General features: G+C 37.2%; 26 protein-coding genes. 12 read left to right on the top strand and 14 right to left on the bottom strand.

Going from position 1 to position 21971, the window contains the following annotated elements:
• Positions 1-9: 9 nt before the first annotated feature.
• A complete protein-coding gene (locus CMCT_RS02100; protein WP_176324991.1) occupies positions 10-1041 on the top strand; it encodes an aspartate-semialdehyde dehydrogenase in 1032 nt (343 codons plus the stop codon).
• Here the strand turns inward: CMCT_RS02100 and CMCT_RS02105 are convergent.
• From CMCT_RS02105 to CMCT_RS02140, 8 genes are read right to left on the bottom strand one after another with little or no spacing between them, the layout of a single operon-like run.
• Entirely contained in the window at positions 1035-1877 is an 843-nt protein-coding gene (locus CMCT_RS02105; protein WP_034967800.1) for a pyridoxamine kinase, read from the bottom strand. The genes CMCT_RS02100 and CMCT_RS02105 overlap by 7 nt on opposite strands.
• Positions 1874-2782: a radical SAM protein gene (locus CMCT_RS02110; protein WP_034967802.1), complete on the bottom strand. Its 909-nt coding sequence runs from the start codon at positions 2780-2782 to the stop codon at positions 1874-1876. Before CMCT_RS02110 ends, CMCT_RS02105 begins: the two co-directional genes overlap by 4 nt.
• A gap of 3 nt (positions 2783-2785) precedes the next feature.
• Entirely contained in the window at positions 2786-3808 is a 1023-nt protein-coding gene (hemE, locus tag CMCT_RS02115) for a uroporphyrinogen decarboxylase (protein ID WP_176324992.1), read from the bottom strand.
• A gap of 17 nt (positions 3809-3825) precedes the next feature.
• Positions 3826-4335 carry a YqhA family protein gene (locus tag CMCT_RS02120; RefSeq protein ID WP_034967804.1) on the bottom strand — a complete coding sequence of 170 codons (510 nt, stop codon included), beginning with the start codon at positions 4333-4335 and terminating at the stop codon, positions 3826-3828.
• 17 nt (positions 4336-4352) lie between these two features.
• A complete protein-coding gene (locus CMCT_RS02125; protein WP_176324993.1) occupies positions 4353-7274 on the bottom strand; it encodes a response regulator in 2922 nt (973 codons plus the stop codon).
• Positions 7271-8020: a hypothetical protein gene (locus CMCT_RS02130; RefSeq protein WP_034967811.1), complete on the bottom strand. Its 750-nt coding sequence runs from the start codon at positions 8018-8020 to the stop codon at positions 7271-7273. The genes CMCT_RS02125 and CMCT_RS02130 overlap by 4 nt, the downstream gene beginning before the upstream one ends.
• Positions 8007-9800, bottom strand: coding sequence for an excinuclease ABC subunit UvrC (uvrC, locus tag CMCT_RS02135; protein WP_034967813.1), 1794 nt, complete (start codon positions 9798-9800; stop codon positions 8007-8009). The genes CMCT_RS02130 and uvrC overlap by 14 nt, the downstream gene beginning before the upstream one ends.
• The gene (locus CMCT_RS02140) at positions 9794-10240 is read right to left on the bottom strand and encodes a hypothetical protein (protein WP_176324994.1); all 447 of its coding nucleotides are present in this window, start codon (positions 10238-10240) and stop codon (positions 9794-9796) included. Before CMCT_RS02140 ends, uvrC begins: the two co-directional genes overlap by 7 nt.
• Here CMCT_RS02140 and CMCT_RS02145 point away from each other — a divergent pair.
• From CMCT_RS02145 to guaA, 3 genes are read left to right on the top strand one after another with little or no spacing between them, the layout of a single operon-like run.
• On the top strand, positions 10229-10378 hold the full coding sequence (locus CMCT_RS02145; RefSeq protein ID WP_169763410.1) for a hypothetical protein: 150 nt from the start codon (positions 10229-10231) through the stop codon (positions 10376-10378). The two genes, CMCT_RS02140 and CMCT_RS02145, sit on opposite strands and share 12 nt — an antisense overlap.
• A 60-nt stretch (positions 10379-10438) precedes the next feature.
• Positions 10439-11809 carry a sodium:proton antiporter NhaD gene (nhaD, locus tag CMCT_RS02150; protein ID WP_034967817.1) on the top strand — a complete coding sequence of 457 codons (1371 nt, stop codon included), beginning with the start codon at positions 10439-10441 and terminating at the stop codon, positions 11807-11809.
• A complete protein-coding gene (gene guaA, locus CMCT_RS02155; RefSeq protein ID WP_034967819.1) occupies positions 11809-13344 on the top strand; it encodes a glutamine-hydrolyzing GMP synthase in 1536 nt (511 codons plus the stop codon). The genes nhaD and guaA overlap by 1 nt, the downstream gene beginning before the upstream one ends.
• A 6-nt stretch (positions 13345-13350) precedes the next feature.
• Here guaA and dnaJ read toward each other — a convergent pair whose 3' ends face one another.
• From dnaJ to ribA, 6 genes are read right to left on the bottom strand one after another with little or no spacing between them, the layout of a single operon-like run.
• Positions 13351-14472 carry a molecular chaperone DnaJ gene (gene dnaJ / locus CMCT_RS02160; RefSeq protein ID WP_034967822.1) on the bottom strand — a complete coding sequence of 374 codons (1122 nt, stop codon included), beginning with the start codon at positions 14470-14472 and terminating at the stop codon, positions 13351-13353.
• 11 nt (positions 14473-14483) lie between these two features.
• Positions 14484-15338, bottom strand: coding sequence for a zinc metalloprotease HtpX (gene htpX, locus CMCT_RS02165; RefSeq protein ID WP_034967824.1), 855 nt, complete (start codon positions 15336-15338; stop codon positions 14484-14486).
• Positions 15325-15693, bottom strand: coding sequence for a hypothetical protein (locus CMCT_RS02170; protein WP_034967827.1), 369 nt, complete (start codon positions 15691-15693; stop codon positions 15325-15327). Before CMCT_RS02170 ends, htpX begins: the two co-directional genes overlap by 14 nt.
• Entirely contained in the window at positions 15617-15892 is a 276-nt protein-coding gene (locus CMCT_RS02175) for a hypothetical protein (RefSeq protein ID WP_082198635.1), read from the bottom strand. The genes CMCT_RS02170 and CMCT_RS02175 overlap by 77 nt, the downstream gene beginning before the upstream one ends.
• Positions 15889-16422 (bottom strand): 16S rRNA (guanine(527)-N(7))-methyltransferase RsmG, encoded by a 534-nt coding sequence (gene rsmG, locus CMCT_RS02180; RefSeq protein ID WP_034967829.1) that lies wholly within the window; start codon positions 16420-16422, stop codon positions 15889-15891. Before rsmG ends, CMCT_RS02175 begins: the two co-directional genes overlap by 4 nt.
• Entirely contained in the window at positions 16415-16987 is a 573-nt protein-coding gene (ribA, locus tag CMCT_RS02185; RefSeq protein ID WP_034967831.1) for a GTP cyclohydrolase II, read from the bottom strand. Before ribA ends, rsmG begins: the two co-directional genes overlap by 8 nt.
• A 69-nt stretch (positions 16988-17056) precedes the next feature.
• Between ribA and hemB the strand changes: the two genes are divergently transcribed.
• Genes hemB through hemN form a run of 8 tightly spaced genes read left to right on the top strand, consistent with a single transcriptional unit; the run spans position 17057 to position 21903 of the window.
• A complete protein-coding gene (gene hemB / locus CMCT_RS02190) occupies positions 17057-18034 on the top strand; it encodes a porphobilinogen synthase (protein WP_034967834.1) in 978 nt (325 codons plus the stop codon).
• Positions 18031-18228, top strand: a complete 198-nt coding sequence (locus tag CMCT_RS02195) for a hypothetical protein (RefSeq protein ID WP_034967837.1) — start codon at positions 18031-18033, stop codon at positions 18226-18228. Before hemB ends, CMCT_RS02195 begins: the two co-directional genes overlap by 4 nt.
• Positions 18225-18620: a type II toxin-antitoxin system death-on-curing family toxin gene (locus CMCT_RS02200; RefSeq protein ID WP_034967840.1), complete on the top strand. Its 396-nt coding sequence runs from the start codon at positions 18225-18227 to the stop codon at positions 18618-18620. Before CMCT_RS02195 ends, CMCT_RS02200 begins: the two co-directional genes overlap by 4 nt.
• A gap of 10 nt (positions 18621-18630) precedes the next feature.
• The gene (gene argF, locus CMCT_RS02205) at positions 18631-19563 is read left to right on the top strand and encodes an ornithine carbamoyltransferase (RefSeq protein ID WP_034967843.1); all 933 of its coding nucleotides are present in this window, start codon (positions 18631-18633) and stop codon (positions 19561-19563) included.
• Positions 19560-19796, top strand: a complete 237-nt coding sequence (locus tag CMCT_RS02210) for a hypothetical protein (protein ID WP_034967845.1) — start codon at positions 19560-19562, stop codon at positions 19794-19796. The genes argF and CMCT_RS02210 overlap by 4 nt, the downstream gene beginning before the upstream one ends.
• Complete coding sequence (locus CMCT_RS02215) at positions 19793-20074, top strand: type II toxin-antitoxin system RelE/ParE family toxin (RefSeq protein WP_082198636.1); 282 nt, start codon at positions 19793-19795, stop codon at positions 20072-20074. Before CMCT_RS02210 ends, CMCT_RS02215 begins: the two co-directional genes overlap by 4 nt.
• Positions 20061-20549: a DUF2603 domain-containing protein gene (locus CMCT_RS02220; RefSeq protein WP_418656685.1), complete on the top strand. Its 489-nt coding sequence runs from the start codon at positions 20061-20063 to the stop codon at positions 20547-20549. The genes CMCT_RS02215 and CMCT_RS02220 overlap by 14 nt, the downstream gene beginning before the upstream one ends.
• Positions 20542-21903, top strand: a complete 1362-nt coding sequence (hemN, locus tag CMCT_RS02225; protein ID WP_034967852.1) for an oxygen-independent coproporphyrinogen III oxidase — start codon at positions 20542-20544, stop codon at positions 21901-21903. The genes CMCT_RS02220 and hemN overlap by 8 nt, the downstream gene beginning before the upstream one ends.
• Positions 21904-21971: the final 68 nt, after the last annotated feature.

The raw sequence follows: 21971 nt of genomic DNA on the forward strand, positions 1-21971 counted from the left end.
GGAGCAAAAATGAGAAAATTTAACATAGCAGTTGTCGGTGCCACTGGTGCGGTTGGCGAGGAGATTTTTAACGTTTTAAGTGAGGTAAATTTCCCAGTCGGCGAAATTTTACCACTTGCTAGTAGCAAAAGTGCAGGAAGCCAGATTGAGTTTAACGGCAAAAGCTATAAAGTAAAAGAGCTTACAAACGAGGTTTGGGACGAACACGAGATAGATATCGCATTTTTCTCAGCTGGCGGGTCGGTTTCAGAGAAATTCGCTCCAGTTGCGGCTGCTAGTGGTGCGGTTGTCATTGATAACACGAGCCATTTTAGAATGCAAGATAATGTCCCTCTTGTTGTGCCAGAGTGTAATCCTGGCGATATCGCACTTTATAAAGAAACAGGCATAATCGCAAATCCAAACTGCTCAACAATCCAAATGGTGCAAATTTTAAAGCCACTTGATGACGCCTTTGATATCGAGCGTGTTGATGTTAGCACCTATCAAGCAGCAAGTGGTGCTGGTAAAGAGGGTATGGAAGAGCTCGTGCTTCAGCTTCAAAAATTCTTTGAGTTTAAGCTTGATGAGTGCGAAGCAAAGGTCTTTGCTCACCGCATAGCATTTAACGTAATTCCACACATTGACGTCTTTTTAGAAAATGACTATACAAAAGAAGAGATGAAAATGGTTAAAGAGACTCAGAAAATTTTGCATAAAAAAATGGAGGTTTCAGCCACTTGTGTGCGTGTGCCAGTGCTTAGAAGCCACTCAGAAGCTATCACGATACACTTTAAAAATGCAGTAGATGTAGAAAAAGCAAAAGAAATTTTAAGCAAAGCCCCAAGCGTTGTATTACTTGATAATCCAAGTAAAAAAGAGTATCCGATGCCGCTTCACGCAACCGATACAAACGATACATATGTCGGTAGAATTAGAAAAGACAACTACCGCGATAACGTGCTTCATCTTTGGTGCAGTGCTGATCAGATCCGTGTTGGAGCTGCGACAAATGCCGTTAGAATCGCACAAAAGTGGATAGAATTGCCTGAAAATCAATAAGAAATTTTAAAAGTGCCTAGTTTTGCTAGGTGCTTTTCAAACTGCACTCCATAGTGCGTCCTATCTTTGTCTGCCAGAGTTGATTTTATACTCTCAAGCACAAAGTCAGCTGCTAGGCGTATGGACACATCTATACTAGATCCAAGAACTAAAGAGCCAAATAAAACGGAGGCAAATATATCTCCAGTACCACTCGTCTTAAGCGGTAAAAGCTCGTGAAAATACTCGGTTTTTTCTTTTGTATTTGTGTCATAAGCGATAACTCCGCAGTCATCGCCAGTGTAGCTTATGCCTTTTAGGACGATTTTTTTTGCCCCAAATTTGCTAAGTGTTTTTAAAATTTTATCGATATACTCTTTGTCGTATTTACCACTATCTTTATACTCAAGTCCACACATAAAACTAGCTTCAGTAATATTTGGCGTTATAATCTCTGCTTTTTTACAAAATTCCGACATAGCTTTTACAAAATCAGCGTCAAATCCAGGATATAGTTTGCCGTTATCGCCCATACAAGGATCCACTAAGATGAGTGGCGAGTTGCCCTTAAATTCATCAAATAGTCTAGATATGATATTTAGTTGCCTAAAACTGCCTAAAAATCCAGTGTAAATTCCGTCAAAGCTTATGTTCTCTTTTTTCCAAACGGCTGTTATCTTTTCTATTTCATCGGTTAGATCAAGAAAGCTAAAATTTCTAAAACCAGTGTGAGTGCTAAGCACGGCAGTTGGTAGTATCGCTGTTTCTAGCCCTAAAGCACTTATAACTGGCAATGCCACAGTGAGCGAACATTTGCCCACGCAAGAGATATCTTGAATCGTTAGTATTCTTTTCATTTTGCTACCTTATAAAATTTTACTCCAGCAACCAAACACTCAGCAACAAGTCCGTCTTTTAAAAGCTCGTTTAAATATGCTTTGGATTTTTGGCTGAAATTTTCACTCACGTTTGCTTCGCTTTGTGGACGACGCTTCAGGGTTGAGAGAATTTCATCTTTGCTAAACTCATATACGTTTTGGCTTTTGTGTGGTTTTACTATTAGTGTGGGGGTGCTTATGATAAGCTCTGATAAGTTCTTTAAAAGTCCTAAATCAATGGCTTTTACGATGTATGCAGGCGGTCTGTCTATCGTGCTTATATCAACCCTATTTGGCTTTATAAAATTTATCGCTTCGTTTAAGGCGATAAACTCATCTTTTGTATCGTTAAAACCTGCTACTACTAAAATTTCTAAAACGAGTTCTCCGCTGAAATTTTCTCTAAATTTTGCCATTGCTTCTACTAGATTTGCGACCTTTATGTCTGATTTGTGTCTGTCTATTTTGTTAAAAGTGCTTTGTATGACGCTATCTAGACTTAGTTTGACGATGTTAATTTTTTTTAAAGCGTCACAAATTTTGGGATTTAAAACTCCAGTGCCGTTGCTTAAGATGAGCAACTTTTGTGTGGTTTTTATCTCATTTAGTCTATCTACTAAAGTTTCTAGCTGTGGGTAAAGTGTTGGCTCTCCATTTGCTGTAAGCGTGATGACGTCGATATTTTGATGAATTTTTAGAGCGTTTTTTACTTGCGTGATAATCTCGTCTATATTTGGCGGATCTTTTATGAAATTTGTCGGTTTTGCACCCTTTAACTCGCAATAGACGCAGTCAAAGTTACATGACTTTTCATTTGGCGATAGGTCAATGCCAAGTGACATACCAAATCTACGCGAGTTAATCGGCCCAAAAACTATATTCAAATTTTACCTTTTTGAAAGCTCTTGAACTTGCTTTATAAAATATTTTGCATTTTCTACTGGGATATCAGGCAAAATTCCATGTCCTAGGTTAAAAATATGAGGCGTATTTTTAATCACGGATAAAATTTTATCAATGCCCTCATCAATTGCTGTTTTTGAGTAAAGGCGTGTTGGCTCCATATTGCCTTGAAGGACGTATTTTGGGCTTAGTTTTGCTTTTGCAAGTTCAATCGGAGTGCTCCAATCAACACCAAAAACGTCAAAATTTCCGCTAATTTTATCCAAATATCCGCTTATGCCTTTTGGAAAGACGATGACTGGGATACTTGGGAATTCACGTTTGATCTCATCAACGATTTTTAAAATATACGCCCAGCTAAACTCAAAAAATGCACTCTCTTCAAGTGCTGCTGCCCAGCTGTCAAAAATTTGGATAGCATTTACACCTGAGCGTATTTGCATTTTGGCGTATCCTATACAAGCGTCGGTGACTTTGGTTAAAATTTTGTGTAAAAGCTCTGGATTTTCATAGAGCATTTTTTTACAAATGGCGTAGGTTTTACTGCCTTGACCCTCTATCATATAGGTTGCAAGTGTCCAAGGGGCTCCTAAAAAGCCAATTAACGCCTTATCATTTGCTAAATTTTGCCTAGTTAGCTTAATCGTATCATAGACATAACTTAAATCCTTAACGGCTTTATCACTATCAAGGGCGTTTAAATCATCTAAATTTCTAATAGGTTTATCAAAAACTGGCCCCTCGCCCTTTAAAAATTTAAGCTCCATACCCATTTGTAGTGGGACAACCAAAATATCGCTAAATAAAATCGCCGCATCAACGCCTAAAATTTCAACTGGCTGGATAGTAACTTCGCTAGCCTTTTTATAGTCCTTACAAAGCGATAAAAAATCCCCAGCAGCCGCACGAACTCTCATATATTCTGGCAGATACCTGCCAGCTTGACGCATCATCCAAACTGGGGTGTATGGGGTTGGTTTTTTTAAACAAGCATCAATAAATATCATATTTTTCCTTTTAAATTTTAGTGCGAATCGCCCTTGTGTAAAAAGTACAATCCCACACAGAGTGCTAAAATACTAGCTGCTAGATAACCCATCTCGACTGGAGTTGTGAAATTTGCGTGTAAAACTCGCTGAAAGAAATTTACTATTAAGACCATTACGATGACTTTGGCTAGTTTATCTTTTAGCTGATCTAGCGAATGTACTTCTAGGACGTTTGTGTGTTTATCCTCTTTTAACTCCTTTATCTCGCTTATAAATAGTTCATAAATTCCAAAGCTAAAGATAAATAGCACGAGTGCCATAAGATAAAGATCGATCGCTCCAACTATGACGCCGACTACATCTGAATGGAAATTTTCAGGATGGACGCCTTTAAAAAAGTAGGCATAAACATCGCCAAAAACAACTAAAACATCGTAACTAGCGATGATAAACAGCACGATAGCGCCAAGTAGACAAAAGATGACCGGCAAAATAGTAAATGCACTACTTGCCAACATAAGTTTTTCAAAAATCTTTTTAAACATTTTTTTCCTTTTCTTGTTTATAAATCGTTAATATTTTCATTCTCTCTCTCTCTCTCTCTCTCTCTCTCTCGTTGCATTGCGCCGTTTTGCCTTACGATATTTGCAAGTTGAGTTTTGCTAATTTGCGGAGAGAGAAATTTGATGTAGTATTTTGAGCCAAGATCACTGCTTTGATTTTTGCTAAAGATAAATAGCCTGATGTCTGAGTTAAATTTCGCACGAGAGAGCTCTATTAGATTAACGATCTCATCCATACTTAAGCTTTCGCTCTCATCTACAAAAACTATGTCAAACGCCTTGTTTTCAAGGTTTTGTTTAAATTCATTTATGTTGTTTGCTGTTGTTAAAATAGTACTAAAGTCGCTTAATGCGCCTGCAAAAATTTTATTTTCAAGGGCTGTCTTTTTATAAAGCAATATGCCGTCAGCCTCGTTCATATAGTGTTGTACGTCTAGCTGGGTTTTGATGAAATTTTGCATATAAGGTATGAATTTTACCAGCGTATCAAGTAGCTCTTTTTTAGAAAATGGCTTTTTAAGGACGTGGTTAAACACCTCACTTGCTTGTTTGTGCGATATTGACGATGTGTTTGAGATAAAGCCGATGATAGGCAGGTGCGAGTTTAGCTCGTTTGACTTAAATTTTTCCACCATATCTAGTGCATCCACACCAGGCAAACTAGTGTCAATAAAGACGATGTCATAGTTGTTTCTAGCGTTGTTGCCGTTTAGGCTGTATTTGTTTGAGAATGTAACGTCTAAAATATAGTCATTTAGCATAAATTTAAAGATATTTGCGTTTATTGAGTTATCCTCTAGCACCAGCACTCTTGGTCTTGTAAAGACAAATTTCTGACCGCCTTTTTCGGTTATATTTTTCTCTAACGCCTCTAAAATGTCGCTTGAGCAGAGCGGATCTTTTAGTTTTATGATGTTTTTAACACCAAGCGCTTCTGTGTCGTTTTCACGCATAAATACCATATCGTATTCGTGCTCACTGCCTATATTTTTATCACTGACGTAGGTTTTAAAGCTAAGCCCTAAATTTTGCAGAATTCTTTTGAAAAAGTCGTTGTATTCTTGGCTTTGATCCTCCAAAAATGCGATTTTTAAATCGCGATTTATACTGCCAATGGCATCTAAGAAAGATTTTGTCTTTAGTCTTAGGTTAAAGTAAAACTCATTGCCTAGCCCCTCGACGCTTCTTATGTTTAGCTCTGAGTTTATAATTTTTAGATAGACATTTGATACCGCAAACCAAAAGTCGCTCGTATCGGTATTCATCGTGATATCTGAGTTTATGTTTAGGATGTCGTTTATCTTTTTGCTATCCATTAAATTTGCGTTGTTTCTTATGCTTACAGATATGTTTGCGATGTCGTTTTCTGCCTTATCTTGCTCTTGTTTTATCTCGACTATGACCTTTGAATACTGCGCACACTGGCTTATCGCACCTGCTATGATGTTTGAAATGGCTGATTGAATTTTGTATTTATCGCCCTCTAGCTCGTTTTGTATGCGTGGATCGATGTAGGTTATGTAGTTTATATCCTTTTCTCTGGCAGCTGACATATTTGCTTCAATGGCTCTTTTAAAGAGAATTTGTGGATAAAAGGCGCTATTTTCGTTTAACCTAATGCTGTTTTCTTCAAAATTTATGATATTTTTTATGTTATTTAGGTTTAAAAATATCCTAGATAGGTTCTCTTCCAGAAAGCTTACGGCTTTGATTTTGTCGTTATCTTGCAAATTTTTACGCAAAAATGAGAGACTTTGCATATTCTCTCTTGAGCGTTTTTTGTTATTTTCTAGGATCATTCTTAAGTAATTATTTTTAATTTCGTTAAAATTTTTATAGTGTTTGTGACTATCATAAAGTCCAACATAAGCTCTACTAAGGTGCAAAATAGTCTCTTTAAGCTCGTTTTTGCCACTGATTTTAAATTCAAGCTCGTTTTGGGTTGTTTTTGCCTGTCGTATAGCTTCTGCTAAAATTTTTAAGTTACCAAACAACTTAACCAACGTGACACCAAAAAGTATAGCAGACAGAGTGAATAGTATCATGTATATTCTTAGCTGTTTTTTAAAGTAGTTAGTCTCAAATAGCATACCTTTTTCTATTACGTCTGAAATTTCAGTTAACATTAGAAATTTGCCTCTTGATATATCATATATAAGCTCTAGCTCATTTTTGCTTACTTTATACTCTTCATCACTGTCAAGAAGCATATCTTTTCTGAGTGTTTTTATATCTTTTACCATATCTTGGTATTTTGATGAGTTTGTTATGTCTAAAACCTCCTGTTTTATTTGCGGTGTTGGGATGTTTTTAAATCTAGATAAGTCGATTAAATATTCTGTAGACAACCACTTGCCCATAACCTGTTTTGTGGCAAGTTCTAGGGCTGATTTTGCTTGAAAGATATAAAATCTATCTTCTATTACGTAGTTTATGTAGTCATAAAACCCTCTTATTAGACTTAGATAGATGTTTAAATTTATATTTAGATTGTCACTATATTTTATATTGGTGTAGCCATTTTTCATAACTTCACCAATGTATAAATAGAAGTTGTAGTATATCTTTCCTCTGTCGTGTATGCTGACAGTATTTCTTATATTTTCTATTTGCAGGATTAAAGAGCTGTTTTCTGGTTTCTTATCTATTATTATCTTTGCATATTTGTCTGTTTGTGCTATTAAGTCATATAGTTCTATACTGTTTTTTACATTAGCACCTGATTGTGTAAGGTTTCTAACTAGTACCATTTCTTTTAATAGTGAAACCATTGTTTTTTTGTATGCGTCTTGAAGCAAAATTTCTTGCTCAAACCGATCTGCTGCATACAACCTACTGATACAAATATAAACACCATAGATGGATACGGCAAGAGCCATAATTACCGGTAGTAATAAAGCGTATTTTTTAGAAGCGTTCATATAGTTCCTTGATGTTTTTGGATTAGAGCTTCTAGACTATTTATACACTCTTTTATGGTTGAGATAAGCTCGTGGTAGTTTATAGTTTCGGTTTGTAAAATTTCATTTATAGCCCTTGCAAGTGGCGTGATACGAAAATTCATACAAGGCTCTTTAAGGCGTAGAAGTAGCTTTTTGATATTATTTGCATCTTGTGTTATTATGGCATTTTGAAGCGGTATGTCTAGTCGCTTCGCACTTTGTGTGATTATGTCTAGATACTCGATGAACTCTTTTTTTGATAAATTTAAAAGCCCTACTGTTTGATCTAGCCACTCATCTGTTATCTCTATCTTTTTTTTGCTTTGTTTGTGGATTATTCCTGAAATTTGATTGGAACTTATGACGACTGGTAGTCGTAATCTAGCGTGCTCTTTATCGTCTTGCTTTTGCTCTAGGTCGTTATCTTGAATTTCGATATCTACTTCGTAAAGGTTTATGCCATCAACCTTTGAAAAGGTATTTACGTAGATGATGGCGCTTAAAATTTTGTTATCTTTGCCTCTTAAATGTAGCTTTTTTCTCTTATTTTGAGATAGTAAAATTTTCTCTATAAGCTCTTTGTCGCTTTGGCTTTCGTGTCCGATGATGAGTTCACTTATGTTTTTATGAGCTGATAGAAATTCACTCACACTAGCAAAGTTAAACAGCTCAAGAGCCTTTTGCCCCATACCTAAAATTTTGAAATTTTCATTATAAATTATCACTTCTGCCCTTTATCTTATCCGCCACGCTTTTGTTTGTTAGCTTTGCTATCTCGTCATAAGTAGCGTCGTAGATTTTATCAAAACTTCCATAAAATTTTACTAATTTAGAAATTGAGCCTTCGCTTATGCCAAGCTCTTTTAATTTTGAGCTGTTTTTGGCGTTTTTATCGCGAATTTTGCGGTGAAAACTAATGACAAATCTATGTGCTTCATCTCTTAATTTTTGAAAAAATTGCAGTTTTTTATCATTTGGGCTTAGTGAAAATTTCGCATTTTGTGTGTAAATTTTATCATTTGCACTGCCTTTTGCCCTGTGTGCCTTAGCGTCTATCTTTTCTTTTGAGATAGCGATAACATCAACATTTGCACCGCTTGAAGCCAAAATTTGTATTGCTAGATTAAGCAACGCTTCTCCGCCGTCAATGACCCATAAATCAGGCGGACTTAGTTTATCAAACCTTAACGCCCTTGCCGTTAAGCTCTCACGCATTTGCTCGTAGTCATTTGTGCTTTTTAAATGCGTGTGGCGGTATTTTTCTTTGATAAACTCTCCGTTTTCATAGCGGATAAACGCCCCTACATTCGCCTCGCCAAACAGATGAGAGTTATCAAAACACTCAATGGCATAAGGCGTGTGAGTTAGGTTAAAATACTCTTTTATCTCATCAGAAAGCGTATCTTTTTTATGGTTTTTTATGCTTAGCTCGGCGTTTTTTAGGGCGATCTCGCAAATTTTGCGTTTTTCGCCAGTTTTTGGGCTAGTGATACTAAATTTTTTGCCGTGACGAGCGGATAAAATTTCAGTAATTAAATCCATATCATCAAACTCATCAAGCGTGTAAATTTTCGTGCTTGTTAGCGGACTATCAACGCTAAAACTATCAAGTAAAACCTGCTTGTAAATCTCGCTAATCTCAGCATCTTTTGCATTTAAAATTTCACTTTTTACACCACTTATTTTGCCACTAATTATGCTAAAACGAACGATACAAAATAGCTCATTTTTAGCACAAATGGCAAAGACTTCAAAATCTTGCAGTTTTGCGATATCAACTTCAATGTTTGTTTGCATATTTTTTAGTGTGTTTATTTGATCTCTTGTGGTGGCAGCCGCTTCGTAGTTTTGGGCTTTTGCGTAGGTTTGCATTAAAATTTCAAGTCTAGAAATTAGTAGATTTGGATTTAAAATAGCATTTGTTGCTTCTTTAACGATTTTTGCGTATTCATCTTTTGAAATTTTGCCCTCACAAGGTGCGTGACAGCGGTTGATTTGATAAAATAAACACGCCTTTTTGCCCTTTAAACAAGAGCCTTTTTGGGCTAATTTATAGTTTAGATAAAGCGCGTCTAAAAGCTCGCGAGAACCGGTAAAAAATGGTCCAAAGTAGCGGATATTTTTGCCTTTTATGACCTTTCTAGTTATCTCAAAACGAGGATACTCATCGTCTAAATTTACAAAAATGTATGGATAGGTTTTATCATCACGAAGCAAAATATTGTATTTTGGTTTTAGCTGTTTTATGAAGGAATTTTCAAGGATTAGTGCGTCTGCTTCGGTGTTTGTGATGATATATTCAAGGTGGGTTGTTTCGCTTATCATCTTTGAAATTCTAGGGCTTAGCTTTGGCGATGGGGCGAGTGTTGGTGTGAATGAAAAATAGCTTTTTACCCTATTTTTTAAAATTTTAGCCTTGCCAACGTAAAGTAGGCGATTTTGTGCGTCAAAATACTGATAAACACCCGGATTGTTTGGTAGATTTTTAAGCTCTTCGTTTAGCAAATTTTGCCTTTTAAAATTTCTCGCAACTCTTCAAATTTTTGGTGCAAAGTTTCGCTTTTGGTGTGGTTCATAAACTCTGCTTTGCTTCTTTGTTTTCTTAAAATTTGCACTTGCTCATTTGATTTTTTGTGAAGTTTTAAAGTCTTTGATTTAAAAAATTTAATATCGCAGACACTACTAAAAACACTATCTTTACCATCTTTTTGGCTTTTTGTAATTAAAATTTTTAATAAGCCTTTTATGGTAATTATACTACTATCACGTTTTAGCTCTTGTAGCCCAAGTGGATGATTTAATATAAAATAAAGTACGTTGTTTTTGACATAGCAGAAGTCTATCATCTTTTGGTGTGATGGCTCAAGTAGGGCGATTAGTCTTGAGCATTCGCGGATTGAGCGTAAATTTTTATACGAAGGGTTGTCATAAATATGTTCTATCAAATTTTTAGCCGTTTTCATAAGGCGATTTTACCATTTTTTGTATTAATTTTTCTTACAGGTTGTGGGTATAAAGCCGATCCGTTTTATGAAAAACCGACGCAAAAGAGCAGTAAAACTGAGGCGATAAATAAAATTTAAATAGATTTAAACACACTTTAAGTAGAATATTAAGAAACTTAAAATTTCAAAGGAGATTTAATGAGAATTTTTAGCGTTCTAGCGTTGCTTTTTGCCGCTGTTTTTGGTAGTGGTGGCGAGGCACACGCACAGCAAGATTTAACGATGACGTGGATAGGAATTTTATGCCTTGTCGTCTTTGTAGTTGGTTATTTTTTCATAGCTGCTGAGGAGGTTTTTCATATCAATAAGGCAAAACCTGCAATGTTTATCGGCACTGCAATGTTCTTTTTAATTGGCACTTATATGGCTATAAATGGTCTTGATTTGCATCCACTTCAAGGCAAGATTGATCACCTTACAATTGAGGTCGCTCAAATCGTATTTTTCTTAATGGTCGCAATGACTTACATTGAAGCACTTATAGACAGAGATGTGTTTAATACCCTAAAATACAACCTTGTTTCAAAGGGTTTTACTTATAAAAAGCTATTTTGGCTAACTGGCTTAATTGCATTTTTTCTAAGTCCAGTGGCTGATAACTTAACTACTGCACTAATCCTTTCAACCGTGCTTTTAACGATAGATAGAGAGAATAAGCCGTTTTTGGTTGCGGGTGCGATAAATATCGTCGTAGCTGCAAATGCCGGTGGTGCGTGGAGTCCGTTTGGCGATATTACAACACTTATGGTTTGGGCAGCTGGCAAGGCGCCATTTATTGACTTTTTAGCACTTTTCCCTGCTTCTATCATCGGCTGGGCAGTTACGGCATTTTTACTATCTCGTTACGTCCCAGAAGGTAGCCCGCACTTTGACGCTAAGAGCGAAAAAAGAGTAACGATAAAACCGGGCGGTAAGGCTATCATCGCACTTGGCGTTTTAACGATAACATCTGCCGTTTTAGGACATAACTTCTTTCACTTACCAGCGATGTATGGTATGATGTTTGGCTTTTCACTACTTAGCCTTTATGTTTATTATTTTAAAAAGGCGTATAAAAACGAAGAGCCGATGCACGTATTTCACTTTATGTCAAAGATAGAGCACGATACGCTTTTATTCTTCTTTGGAATTCTCTCAGCCGTTGGAGCGTTACACTTCTTAGGATTTTTAGAGTATCTAATCGCACTTTATGACAAACTAGGTCAATCGCCTGTAAATATCGCTGTTGGTTTTGTTTCAGCTATTATTGATAACGTCCCTGTTATGTCAGCGGTTTTAAATGCAAATCCAAAAATGGGGCTTGATCAGTGGCTACTTGTTACACTTACCGCTGGTATTGGTGGGTCGCTTATTAGCTTTGGTTCGGCCGCTGGTGTTGGTGTAATGGGCAAACTTCGTGGAATTTACACGTTTGGCGCACATATGAAACTTGCTTGGACGGTTTTAGCAGGTTACATCGTTTCGCTTGTTATTTGGTATGTGCAGTTTGAAATTTTAGGATTATTTTAATGAAAACAGCAGATATTATTGTTCTTGATTTTGGCTCACAATACACGCAAATAATCGCTAGAAAGCTAAGAGAACAGGGCTTTTATGCTGAAATTTTGCCTTTTAATGAACCACTTGAAGCGATAAAAGCAAAATCGCCAAAGGGCGTAATTTTAAGCGGTGGTCCTGCTAGTGTTTATGCTGATGACGCATACTTTTGTGATAAGGGTGTGCTTGAGCTTGGTGTACCGCTACTTGGAATTTGCTATGGTATGCAACTTCTTGCTCATCACTTTGGTGCAAACGTAGAAGCTGCAAATAAAAAAGAGTATGGCAAGGCTACACTAAACGTACTTGATAACCATATTTTGTTTAAAGATACGCCAAATTCTCAAATCGTGTGGATGAGCCACTCTGATGTGGTTTTAGAGCTACCAAATGGCTTTAAGCCACTAGCACGTAGTGAGCACTCGCCATTTTGTGCCTTTGGCGATGATGTGCGTAAATTTTATGCGTTTCAGTTTCATCCAGAGGTCGCTCACAGCGAGTTTGGCTACTTAATGCTTAAAAATTTTGCAAAGCATATTTGTGGATGTGAAAGCACGTGGAATATGGGAAGCTTTGCAAAAGCTCAAATGCAAAAAATCAAAGCCGAAGTTGGCGATGATAAAGTGCTGTGTGCGGTTAGCGGTGGTGTTGATAGCTCGGTAGTTGCTGCACTTTTGGCACACTCGATAAAAGAGAATTTGATAGTGGTTTTTGTAGATAACGGACTACTTAGAACAAACGAGCGTGAGCAGGTAGAAAATACCTTCAAAACGCGTCTTGGCGTGGATTTAATTGTTATTGACGCTAGTGAGCTGTTTTTGAGTAGATTAGCTGGTGTAACTGATCCAGAAAAAAAGCGAAAGATAATTGGCGAAACGTTTATTGAAGTCTTTGATAAAGAGGCTAAAAAGCATAAAAATGTAAAATATCTAGCACAAGGCACTCTTTATACTGATATAATAGAAAGCTCGGTCGCTGGTGCTGGTAAAACGATAAAAAGCCACCACAACGTGGGCGGACTGCCCTCGTGGATGGAGTTTAAACTCATTGAGCCTTTAAAAGAAATTTTTAAAGATGAGGTTAGAAAGCTTGGCCTAGAACTTGGACTTGCTCGTGATTTAGTCTATCGCCACCCATTCCCGGGTCCTGGACTTGCTATTCGCATTATGGGCGAGGTAAATACGCCAAGCTTAGAGCTTTTAAGAAAGGCTGATATGATACTTCGCGACGAGCTTAAATCAAGTGGCTGGTATGATAAGACTTGGCAGGCATTTTGTGTGCTTTTAAATGTCCATTCTGTTGGCGTTATGGGCGATAACCGCACTTATGAAAATGCAGTTTGTATCCGTGTGGTTGATGCAAGTGATGGTATGACGGCTAGTTTTTCACGTCTGCCGTATGATCTGCTTGAAAACATAAGCAAACGCATTATAAATGAAGTCAGCGGGATAAATAGAGTGGTTTATGATATTAGCTCAAAGCCACCAGCGACGATTGAGTGGGAGTAAAGGCGATTATTCGCCTTTAAACCAACCGGCTATCTTATCAAATAGCCCTTTGTTTTCGGCGGTGCTTTCGCCACTTTTTATTCCGTAGCTCTCTTGGAGTTTTTTTAGCAACTCGGCTTGTTCTTCACTTACTTTTTTAGGCATTTGGACTGAAATTTGCACTATAAATTTACCCATTCTTTTGGAATTTACGTCCTTTACGCCCTCTCCTTCAAAGACAAATCTCTCTTTATCTTTTGCACCAACTGGTAGTTCTAAGGTTTTTGTGCCACGAAGTGTTGGTATTGTTATGCTTTCGCCAAGCGCGGCCTGTGTGAAAAACACTGGTATTTCTATATAAATGTCATTTTCGTGACGCACAAAATGCTCATCATCTTTGACATTTACCACGATATACAAGTCGCCTTTGGTGCCACTAGCAGATACGTTGCCTTTGTTTGCAACTCGTATTCTCATACCATTATCTATCCCTTCTGGTATGCTTATGGTTAAATTTTGCACCTGCTCTTCGTAGCCTTTACCTTTGCAGTCTGGGCACTTTTCCTTTATGACCTCGCCAGTTCCTTTACAATACGGGCAGTCTTGAATGAAATTCATAAATCCGCTTCTTTGCGTTATGCGACCAGAGCCACCGCAATGCGTACAAGTTGCCTTTTTGCCGTCTTTTGAGCCTGTTGCGTTGCACGTTTTGCAAGGAATTTTGTTTTTAAATTCTATCTCTTTTTCGCACCCAAATACCGCTTCGTTAAATTTTATCTCAATTGCAATTTCTAAATCCAAAGGATATTTTTCGCCTCTTTTTTTTCTTTTTTGGCTAGTTCCTCCGCCAAAAAATGAGCTAAAAATATCTCCTAAATCAAAATCAGCACCAAACCCACCAAACCCACCAAAACCGCCACCAGCTCCGTTTAAACCCTCTTTACCGTATCTGTCGTAAATTTCACGCTTTTGTGGGTCACTTAGAACCTGATAGGCTTCATTGACTAACTTAAATTTCTCCTCCGCCTCTTTATCGCCTTGATTTCTGTCTGGGTGGTATTTTAACGCAAGTTTTCGGTAAGCTTTCTTTAGCTCATCTCCGTCTGCCGTTTTGCTAATCTCAAGTATTTCGTAGTAGTCTATTTCCACATTTTTCCTTTTTAAATTTTACTTATTTGATTTTGTATTTCATTTAGTCTTGCTATCCTGTCGCTTGTGCTAGGGTGTGTTCTAAATAGCGATGATAGCGTATTTGTAAGGCTTCCAAATGGATTTATGATAAACATATGTGCCGTCTGCTCGTTTGCATTTTTCATTGGCATATTTTGCGAGTAGTTCTCAAGCTTTCTTAATGCACTTGCTAAATACTCTGGCTTTTTAGTCATCATCGCAGCGCCCTTATCGGCTTTATATTCACGCTCACGTGAGATTGCCATTTGGATTATCGTCGCAGCTATTGGCATAACAACGGCAGCTATTAATAGCATTGCACCACCGCTTTTGTTTCTATTTTGTCCAGCAACTGCACCAAATTTGGCAAAATTTGCAAGCATTGCAATAGCTCCAGCCATAACCGCGGCTATCGTGCCAGTTAAGATATCATAGTGTCTTACGTGGCTTAACTCGTGAGCTATAACGCCCTCTATCTCATCAGGCGTGAGCAAATCTAAAAGCCCCTCCGTTACGGCAACGGCGGCGTTTTTTGGATTTCTGCCCGTCGCAAAGGCGTTTGGTGTTTTATCAGGTATGATATAAACGGCTGGAAGTGGGGTGTTTGAGTGCTCACAAAGGCTTTTTACGATATCAAAAAGCCCCTTGGCGTTGCTCTCATCGACTTTAATTGCATTGTAACGTTTTAATACGAGTTTATCGCTAAAAAAGTAGCTAAAAAAGTTCATACCTAGTGCCATTAAAAAGGCGATTATCATACCTTGCTGACCGCCAACGAGACTGCCTACGAAAATAAAAGCCACCATTAACACTGACATTAAAAATGCCGTTTTAAAAATTTCCATTTTTTATCCCTTTTGTAAATATCGCCGTATCGACGCCAAGATTTGCCAATTTTTCAAGCTCACTACTATCTTTTATAACACAAGCAATTTTGCTATCAAACATATAAAATTCTGCCATTTTTACAAAATTTTTGGCGTTTTTGGTGTCGCAAATTATAAATTTTGCCTTTGTTGCGTTTGCTATGATAGCCTCGCTCAAATCCTCGCAAATAACGCTAAACTCAACATCTTGCTTGACTGCTATATCTATTAAATTCTCATCAAATTTAAACAGGCAATTAGCACAAATATGCCTTTCGCTTTGTATGAAATTTAGTTGCTCGTAAGGCACTAAATCGTATCCTATTAGTTGCATTTAACTCCTTATGCAGTCGCGACAAATATGCTTCGCTACTTAAAATCGTATCTTTTAAAGGCACGAAGGTTCCGCATTTTTCGCACTCGATGAAATTTTCTATCTCTTTGTTTTGATTGTTTTTCTTTCGTAGCATTTTAAAAAACACAAGATATATGACCGCACATACTATCATTAGGGTTAAAATTTTACCTATCATTTTACTCCGTCCATTAAAATATAATTCCTATTTTTTTCGTTAAAAATTTTTGCGTTAAAGCCCTTAAGTTCGTCATTTACGCTAGAGCCTTTATAGAGCAAAAATTTCGTATTTATATCATAAAATCCATAACAAATTTTAACAAAATCAGGGATTTTCATTAACGCTCTTGATGTGATTAAATCAGCTCTAAATTTAGAGCAAAGCTCAATTTTTTGGCTATAAATTTTTACATTTTCTAAACCAAGCTCAACTTTGATGAAATTTAAAAACGCCGATTTTTTGGCGTTTGGTTCAAAAAGATACCACGAAATTTCAGGCGTTTTAAGTGCTAAAAAAATCGCTGGAAATCCAGCCCCACTGCCAACATCAATCGCCGTTTTAAACGTGCTAAAATCTAAAAATTCAAGCGGTTTTATGCTATCAATGACCTGCTCATTAATATTTTTATAGTTTGTTAGGCTGTGAATTTTGTTAAATTTAGCCAAAATTTCAGCAAATTTTGCCACGCTTTTTTCAAAATCACTCATCTTTTAGCATATGCCCCATTTGCTCTTTTTTAACCCTTAAATACTCTTTGTTAAACTCATTGGCTTTTACTTCAATTGGCACACGAGATACGACTTCTACGCATTTTAAGCCCATTAGTTTTTCTGGATTATTTGTTAAAAGATTGATTTTTTTAATGCCAAAATGGCTTAAAATTTCATCAACAATCTCATACGTTCGCTCATCAGCCTTAAAGCCAAGCTGATGATTTGCCTCAATCGTATCAAAGCCCTGATCTTGAAGGCTATAAGCGTTGATTTTGTTTAAAAGTCCGATATTTCGCCCCTCTTGACGAAGATAAATAACCATACCGCCGTGATTTTCAATGTACTTTAAGCTCGCTTCAAGCTGATCTCTGCAATCACATTTTAAGCTACCTATTGCGTCGCCAGTTAGGCACTCTGAGTGGATTCGCACATTTACAACTTCGCCAAATGGCTCTTTATAGATTGCCAAATGCTCTTTTATACCCTCTTTAAATGCTTTTATTTTATATTTGCCAAAACGCGAAGGCAATTTTGCCTCGTTTGAAATTTCAATATTCATCTTAAATTTACTCCAACTATGCTACACTAACTCAAAAATTGTATATTCTAGCAGATTAAAGGCAAAATTATGTTTAAACGATTTAGACGACTTAGAACTAGCGAAAATTTAAGAGCGATGGTAAGAGAAACTACGCTTAGCGTTGATGATTTTATCTATCCGCTTTTTGTGGTTGAGGGGACTGGCGTTAGGCGTGAGATTGCTTCAATGCCGGGCGTTTTTCAGCTTAGCGTTGATGAAATTTTAAAAGAGTGCGAAGAGATTATAAATCTAGGCATAAAATCAATCATCTTATTTGGAATTCCAAGTATCAAAGATAGTATCGGCTCTGACGCCCTAAGCGATGATGGCATAATCGCAACGGCGTTAAGAGCGATAAAGGCAAATTATCCAAGCCTTTTTGTAGTAACTGACCTTTGCTTTTGCGAATACACCGACCACGGACACTGCGGGATACTTGATCACGTTCATGAAACCGTTGATAACGACGCCACGCTTGAAATTTCAGCCAAACAAGCCATAATTCACGCCAAAAATGGTGCCGATATGATAGCACCAAGCGGTATGATGGACGGCATAATCGCCACTTTACGAAACGCACTTGATGAAAATGGCTATGAAAATTTACCGATAATGGCGTATTCAACCAAATTTGCATCCGCTTACTACGGACCATTTCGCGATGTAGCTGAGTCTGCACCAAGTTTTGGCGATAGAAAGAGTTATCAAATGGACTTTGCAAACCGCCTTGAAGCGATAAATGAGAGTCTTGAAGATGAGAGGCAGGGTGCTGATATTTTAATGGTAAAACCGGCTCTTGCCTATCTTGATATAGTGCGTGAGATTAAAAATTTAACACTAACGCCGCTTTGCGTTTATAATGTAAGTGGCGAATACGCTATGCTAAAAGCGGCTGCAAAAGCTGGTGTGATTGACTATGAGCGTGTGATGATGGAAACGCTTTTAGCATTTAAAAGAGCGGGTGCGTCGCTAATAATCACATATCACGCAAAAGAGGCAGCTAAGATTTTAAAAGGCATAAAATGAGTAAAATCGCACTTGAAATTAAAAGCAATCAAATGGAGGCGGTTTTAGAGGCTGTAATGGAGTTAGCTAAAAAGATGAAATTTGAAGCGAAAATTTTATCAAACGGCGATGAAATGGAACTTTGTAATGATATTCTTGCAAAGCTAGACAAGCCAAAAATCAGAGCGGTTTTTAAAAGGCTAAAAGATAAATGAGATATATAACGCTAAATCAGGCTGTTTTTATTCACGATAAGATGATTGAAAAAATAGGCGGAAGTAGCGGACACAATGAAACGATGATAGGTTATCTCTCATCGGCGTTAGATAGTATAAAAAACGATTTGTATTACCCAAATTTGGAAGATAAAATAGCACATTTAGTGCATTCTTGCGTTAAATTTCATCCTTTTAACGACGGCAATAAAAGGACGGCGATACTTCTAGCGGATATGTTTTTATCGGCAAATGATATAACGCTTGATGATGAGAAATTTTATGAGGCGATGGAGGATGTGGTGGTAAAAGTAGCCACTAATGAGCTAACAAAAGAGAATTTAAAAGAAATTTTGGGCAAATTTATAAAAGAGTATGCTTTAAATAATTAAAAGGTGTAAAATGCGACATTTTTTGACGTTAAATGACTTTAGCAAAGATGAGATAATTGAGATTATAAATTTAGCTTTGCAGATAAAAAAAGAGGCAAAGGCTAGAAATTTCAAACCATATCTAAAAGATCAAAAACTAGCGATGATTTTTGAGAAAAGCTCAACCAGAACGCGCGTGAGTTTTGATGTGGGTATGAACGAGCTTGGTGGGCACGCTCTGTTTTTAAGCTCAAACGACATACAAATCGGACGCGGAGAGCCGATAAAGGACACCGCTAGGGTTTTAAGCAGAATGTGCGATATGATAATGGCTCGTGTAAATAGCCACGAAACGCTAACTGAACTAGTCAAATTTTCATCAGTGCCAGTGATAAATGGGCTAAGTGATAAATTTCATCCTATGCAACTTTTGGCTGATTTTATGACGATGCTAGAATGTGGCTGGGAGATAGTAAATATGCGTGTGGCCTATGTCGGAGATGGCAATAATATAACGCACTCTTGGCTTATGTTAGCCTCCAAACTTGGCTTTGAACTGCGAGTAGTAACGCCAAAAGGCTACGAGCCAGACGCGCAAATCGTCGCACAAGCTTTGCAAAACGCTAAAATCTCAGGTGCTAAAATCATCATCACAAATGACATAAAAGAGGCTGTAAATAACGCAACTATCGTAACGACTGACACTTGGGTGTCAATGGGACAAGAGAGCGAAAAAGAGAAGCGGATAAAGGATTTTGCTGGATTTTGCGTAGATGAAAATTTGATGAAACTAGCACACCCTAAAGCGACATTTTTGCACTGCTTGCCAGCTTACCGCGGATATGAAGTGAGTGAAGCGGTATTTGAAGCACACGCAGATGAAATTTTTAGCGAAGCCGAAAACCGCCTGCACGCACAAAAAGCGGTAATGGTTTGGCTTGATAGGAAAAGGACGCGCACGTGAGAGAGATAAGCATAAAAACGGACATTAGCGATGAGGTCTTAGAAATTTTAAAAGCCGTCGTGCTAGTTTCTGACCCAAATGCGGTGTTTAGTTGCAACGAACAAAGCATTAGCGATGATGATGAGCGTGATTTTGCCCAAATTTTAAAGCAAAGAGATGAGGGTAAGCTCGATTTTATAGCCTTTGATGATATGCAAAAATACCTAAATAGCGTTATTGAAGGCACTAAGTGAATATAAAATATTCGTGGAAATTTAGTCGCCAAATGGGCTATATTGTCGGTTTTATCGCACAGGATAGTAAAAATAGAGCCTATGCTTTTAAAGAGCAGATTTTTAAGCAAATTTCTACTATTGCGTTTATGCCTTATCGTTTTCGCAAGTCGCCATTTTTAGATAACGAAAACATTAGAGAGATGATTTTTAAAGGCTATGTGATAAGATTTTTAATCGCAAACGACACAATAGAAATTTTGGCAATTTACAGCAAAAATAGGGATAAAGATGAGTGAAAAAAAAGACGCTTTGGCACAAATAGAGCAAATCAGTCAAGACTTGGGTATAAAAGATGATGAACGGACGATTTTTGAGATAGTTCCAACGCAAAATCAAAATGAGAAATTTTTAAATCTAAAAAGCGGTTCGTGGGACGGCGTGGAGCCTTGGTTTGGTATAGATGAAAATAAAAATTTACACACGATGGTATCGATAAAATCGTTATCGGCACTAATAACTGCATATCGCCAGATACAAAAGGAAAATTTCGATTTAAAACTAGAAAAGGCGATATGGCAAAATATCCCAAGCGATTTTGGCGATGTTTGGGTTGTGGCGATGGATGAGATTAAAAAAATAGCTCAAAACGAGCCAAAAAAGAGCCTTAATATAGACATCGAAAAACTCGTAAAAGATATAAAAAACAGCCATCCAAATTTGTTTGTAGATATTAAAGAGATAATGAGAAAAAAAGGAGTTATGAGTGATTGATTTTGACGCTTACGTGAAGTATTCGCGCCCTGGCCCAAGATATACAAGTTATCCGACGGCACTTGAATTTGGCACTGATTTTAGCTACGAAAGCTACATAAACGAGCTAAAAAACCGCGATAAAACTCGCCCACTTTCGCTCTACGTTCATTTGCCGTTTTGTCGCTCTGCCTGTTATTTTTGTGGCTGTAACGTGATTTATACGAGCAAAGAAGATAAAAAAGAGCGTTATATCGGCTATTTAGAGCGTGAGCTTGAAATTTTAAGTTCTCATCTTGATACGACTTCGCCAGTTTTACAGCTTCACTTTGGCGGTGGCACTCCGACATTTTATAACGCTGCCCAGCTTGATAGGATAATCCGCCTAATTAAAGCAAAATTTGCAAATTTTAGCCCTGAAGCTGAAGTTTCGTGCGAGATTGATCCGAGATTTTTAAACGAAGATCAGATAAAAGTACTAACCTCTCACGGCTTTAACCGCATAAGCTACGGCGTCCAGGACTTTGATGAAAAAGTCCAAGCTGAAATCCACCGCATACAGCCTTATGAAATCACGCAAAATGCGGTAAATTTAGCAAGGCGTTATGGCATAAAATCCATAAATATGGACTTAATCTACGGATTGCCATATCAAACGCTAGAGAGCTTTAAAAACACGCTAAAAATGGCACTCACGCTTGATCCAGATCGATTAGCGATTTTTAACTACGCACACGTGCCGTGGATTAAAAAATCAATGCGAAAATTTGATGAAACAACACTACCAAGCCCAAAAACAAAGCTTGAAATTTTAAAATTTACAGCCGAGTTTTTTACCCAAAATGGCTATAAAATGATAGGAATGGATCACTTTGCAAAGCCAGATGATGAGCTGTTTAAAGCCCTAAATGACGGCACTTTGCACCGAAATTTTCAAGGCTATACTACAAAAGGTGGAGCCGATTTGATAGGTATTGGCGTTACTAGCATTGGCGAAGGGACTAGACATTACGCTCAAAATCACAAGGATTTAGACGAATATGAAAAGGCTATCGATAGCGGAATTTTGCCGTATTCTAAGGGAATTTTACTAAATGATGAAGATCTGCTTAGAAAGAATATTATTATGAGCTTAATGGCGAATTTTAAACTTGATATTAAAGATATTGAACAAAAATTTGGCATTAGTTTTAAGCAACATTTTAAAGATTCATTGGAAGACATTAAAGTTTTAAGCGATTTTGTCGATATATCGGACGATAGGATTTTAGTAAATGAAACTGGTACTATGCTCATAAGGAATATTGCTATGTGCTTTGATGAATATATGGCGAAATTTAAAGACAGCAAGAACAGCTTTTCTAAAACTATTTAAACTATAGCTTAATCAAAAATAAATAAGATAAAATTTATATTTGTTTTTGTATAATCGTTTGCGTAAAA

This window comes from Campylobacter mucosalis (assembly GCF_013372205.1).
Lineage (GTDB): Bacteria > Campylobacterota > Campylobacteria > Campylobacterales > Campylobacteraceae > Campylobacter_A > Campylobacter_A mucosalis.

Coding starts and splice junctions, on each gene's coding strand:
- hemE (WP_176324992.1), bottom strand. CDS start 3,808: ATGATATTTATTGATGCTTGTTTAAAAAAACCAACCCCATACACCCCA.
- CMCT_RS02125 (WP_176324993.1), bottom strand. CDS start 7,274: ATGAACGCTTCTAAAAAATACGCTTTATTACTACCGGTAATTATGGCT.
- CMCT_RS02170 (WP_034967827.1), bottom strand. CDS start 15,693: ATGCAACTAATAGGATACGATTTAGTGCCTTACGAGCAACTAAATTTC.
- CMCT_RS02175 (WP_082198635.1), bottom strand. CDS start 15,892: ATGATAGGTAAAATTTTAACCCTAATGATAGTATGTGCGGTCATATAT.
- argF (WP_034967843.1), top strand. CDS start 18,631: ATGCGACATTTTTTGACGTTAAATGACTTTAGCAAAGATGAGATAATT.
- htpX (WP_034967824.1), bottom strand. CDS start 15,338: ATGGAAATTTTTAAAACGGCATTTTTAATGTCAGTGTTAATGGTGGCT.
- CMCT_RS02200 (WP_034967840.1), top strand. CDS start 18,225: ATGAGATATATAACGCTAAATCAGGCTGTTTTTATTCACGATAAGATG.
- nhaD (WP_034967817.1), top strand. CDS start 10,439: ATGAGAATTTTTAGCGTTCTAGCGTTGCTTTTTGCCGCTGTTTTTGGT.
- ribA (WP_034967831.1), bottom strand. CDS start 16,987: ATGAATATTGAAATTTCAAACGAGGCAAAATTGCCTTCGCGTTTTGGC.
- CMCT_RS02120 (WP_034967804.1), bottom strand. CDS start 4,335: ATGTTTAAAAAGATTTTTGAAAAACTTATGTTGGCAAGTAGTGCATTT.
- CMCT_RS02145 (WP_169763410.1), top strand. CDS start 10,229: ATGTTCTATCAAATTTTTAGCCGTTTTCATAAGGCGATTTTACCATTT.
- hemB (WP_034967834.1), top strand. CDS start 17,057: ATGTTTAAACGATTTAGACGACTTAGAACTAGCGAAAATTTAAGAGCG.
- CMCT_RS02100 (WP_176324991.1), top strand. CDS start 10: ATGAGAAAATTTAACATAGCAGTTGTCGGTGCCACTGGTGCGGTTGGC.
- guaA (WP_034967819.1), top strand. CDS start 11,809: ATGAAAACAGCAGATATTATTGTTCTTGATTTTGGCTCACAATACACG.
- rsmG (WP_034967829.1), bottom strand. CDS start 16,422: ATGAGTGATTTTGAAAAAAGCGTGGCAAAATTTGCTGAAATTTTGGCT.
- CMCT_RS02105 (WP_034967800.1), bottom strand. CDS start 1,877: ATGAAAAGAATACTAACGATTCAAGATATCTCTTGCGTGGGCAAATGT.
- CMCT_RS02195 (WP_034967837.1), top strand. CDS start 18,031: ATGAGTAAAATCGCACTTGAAATTAAAAGCAATCAAATGGAGGCGGTT.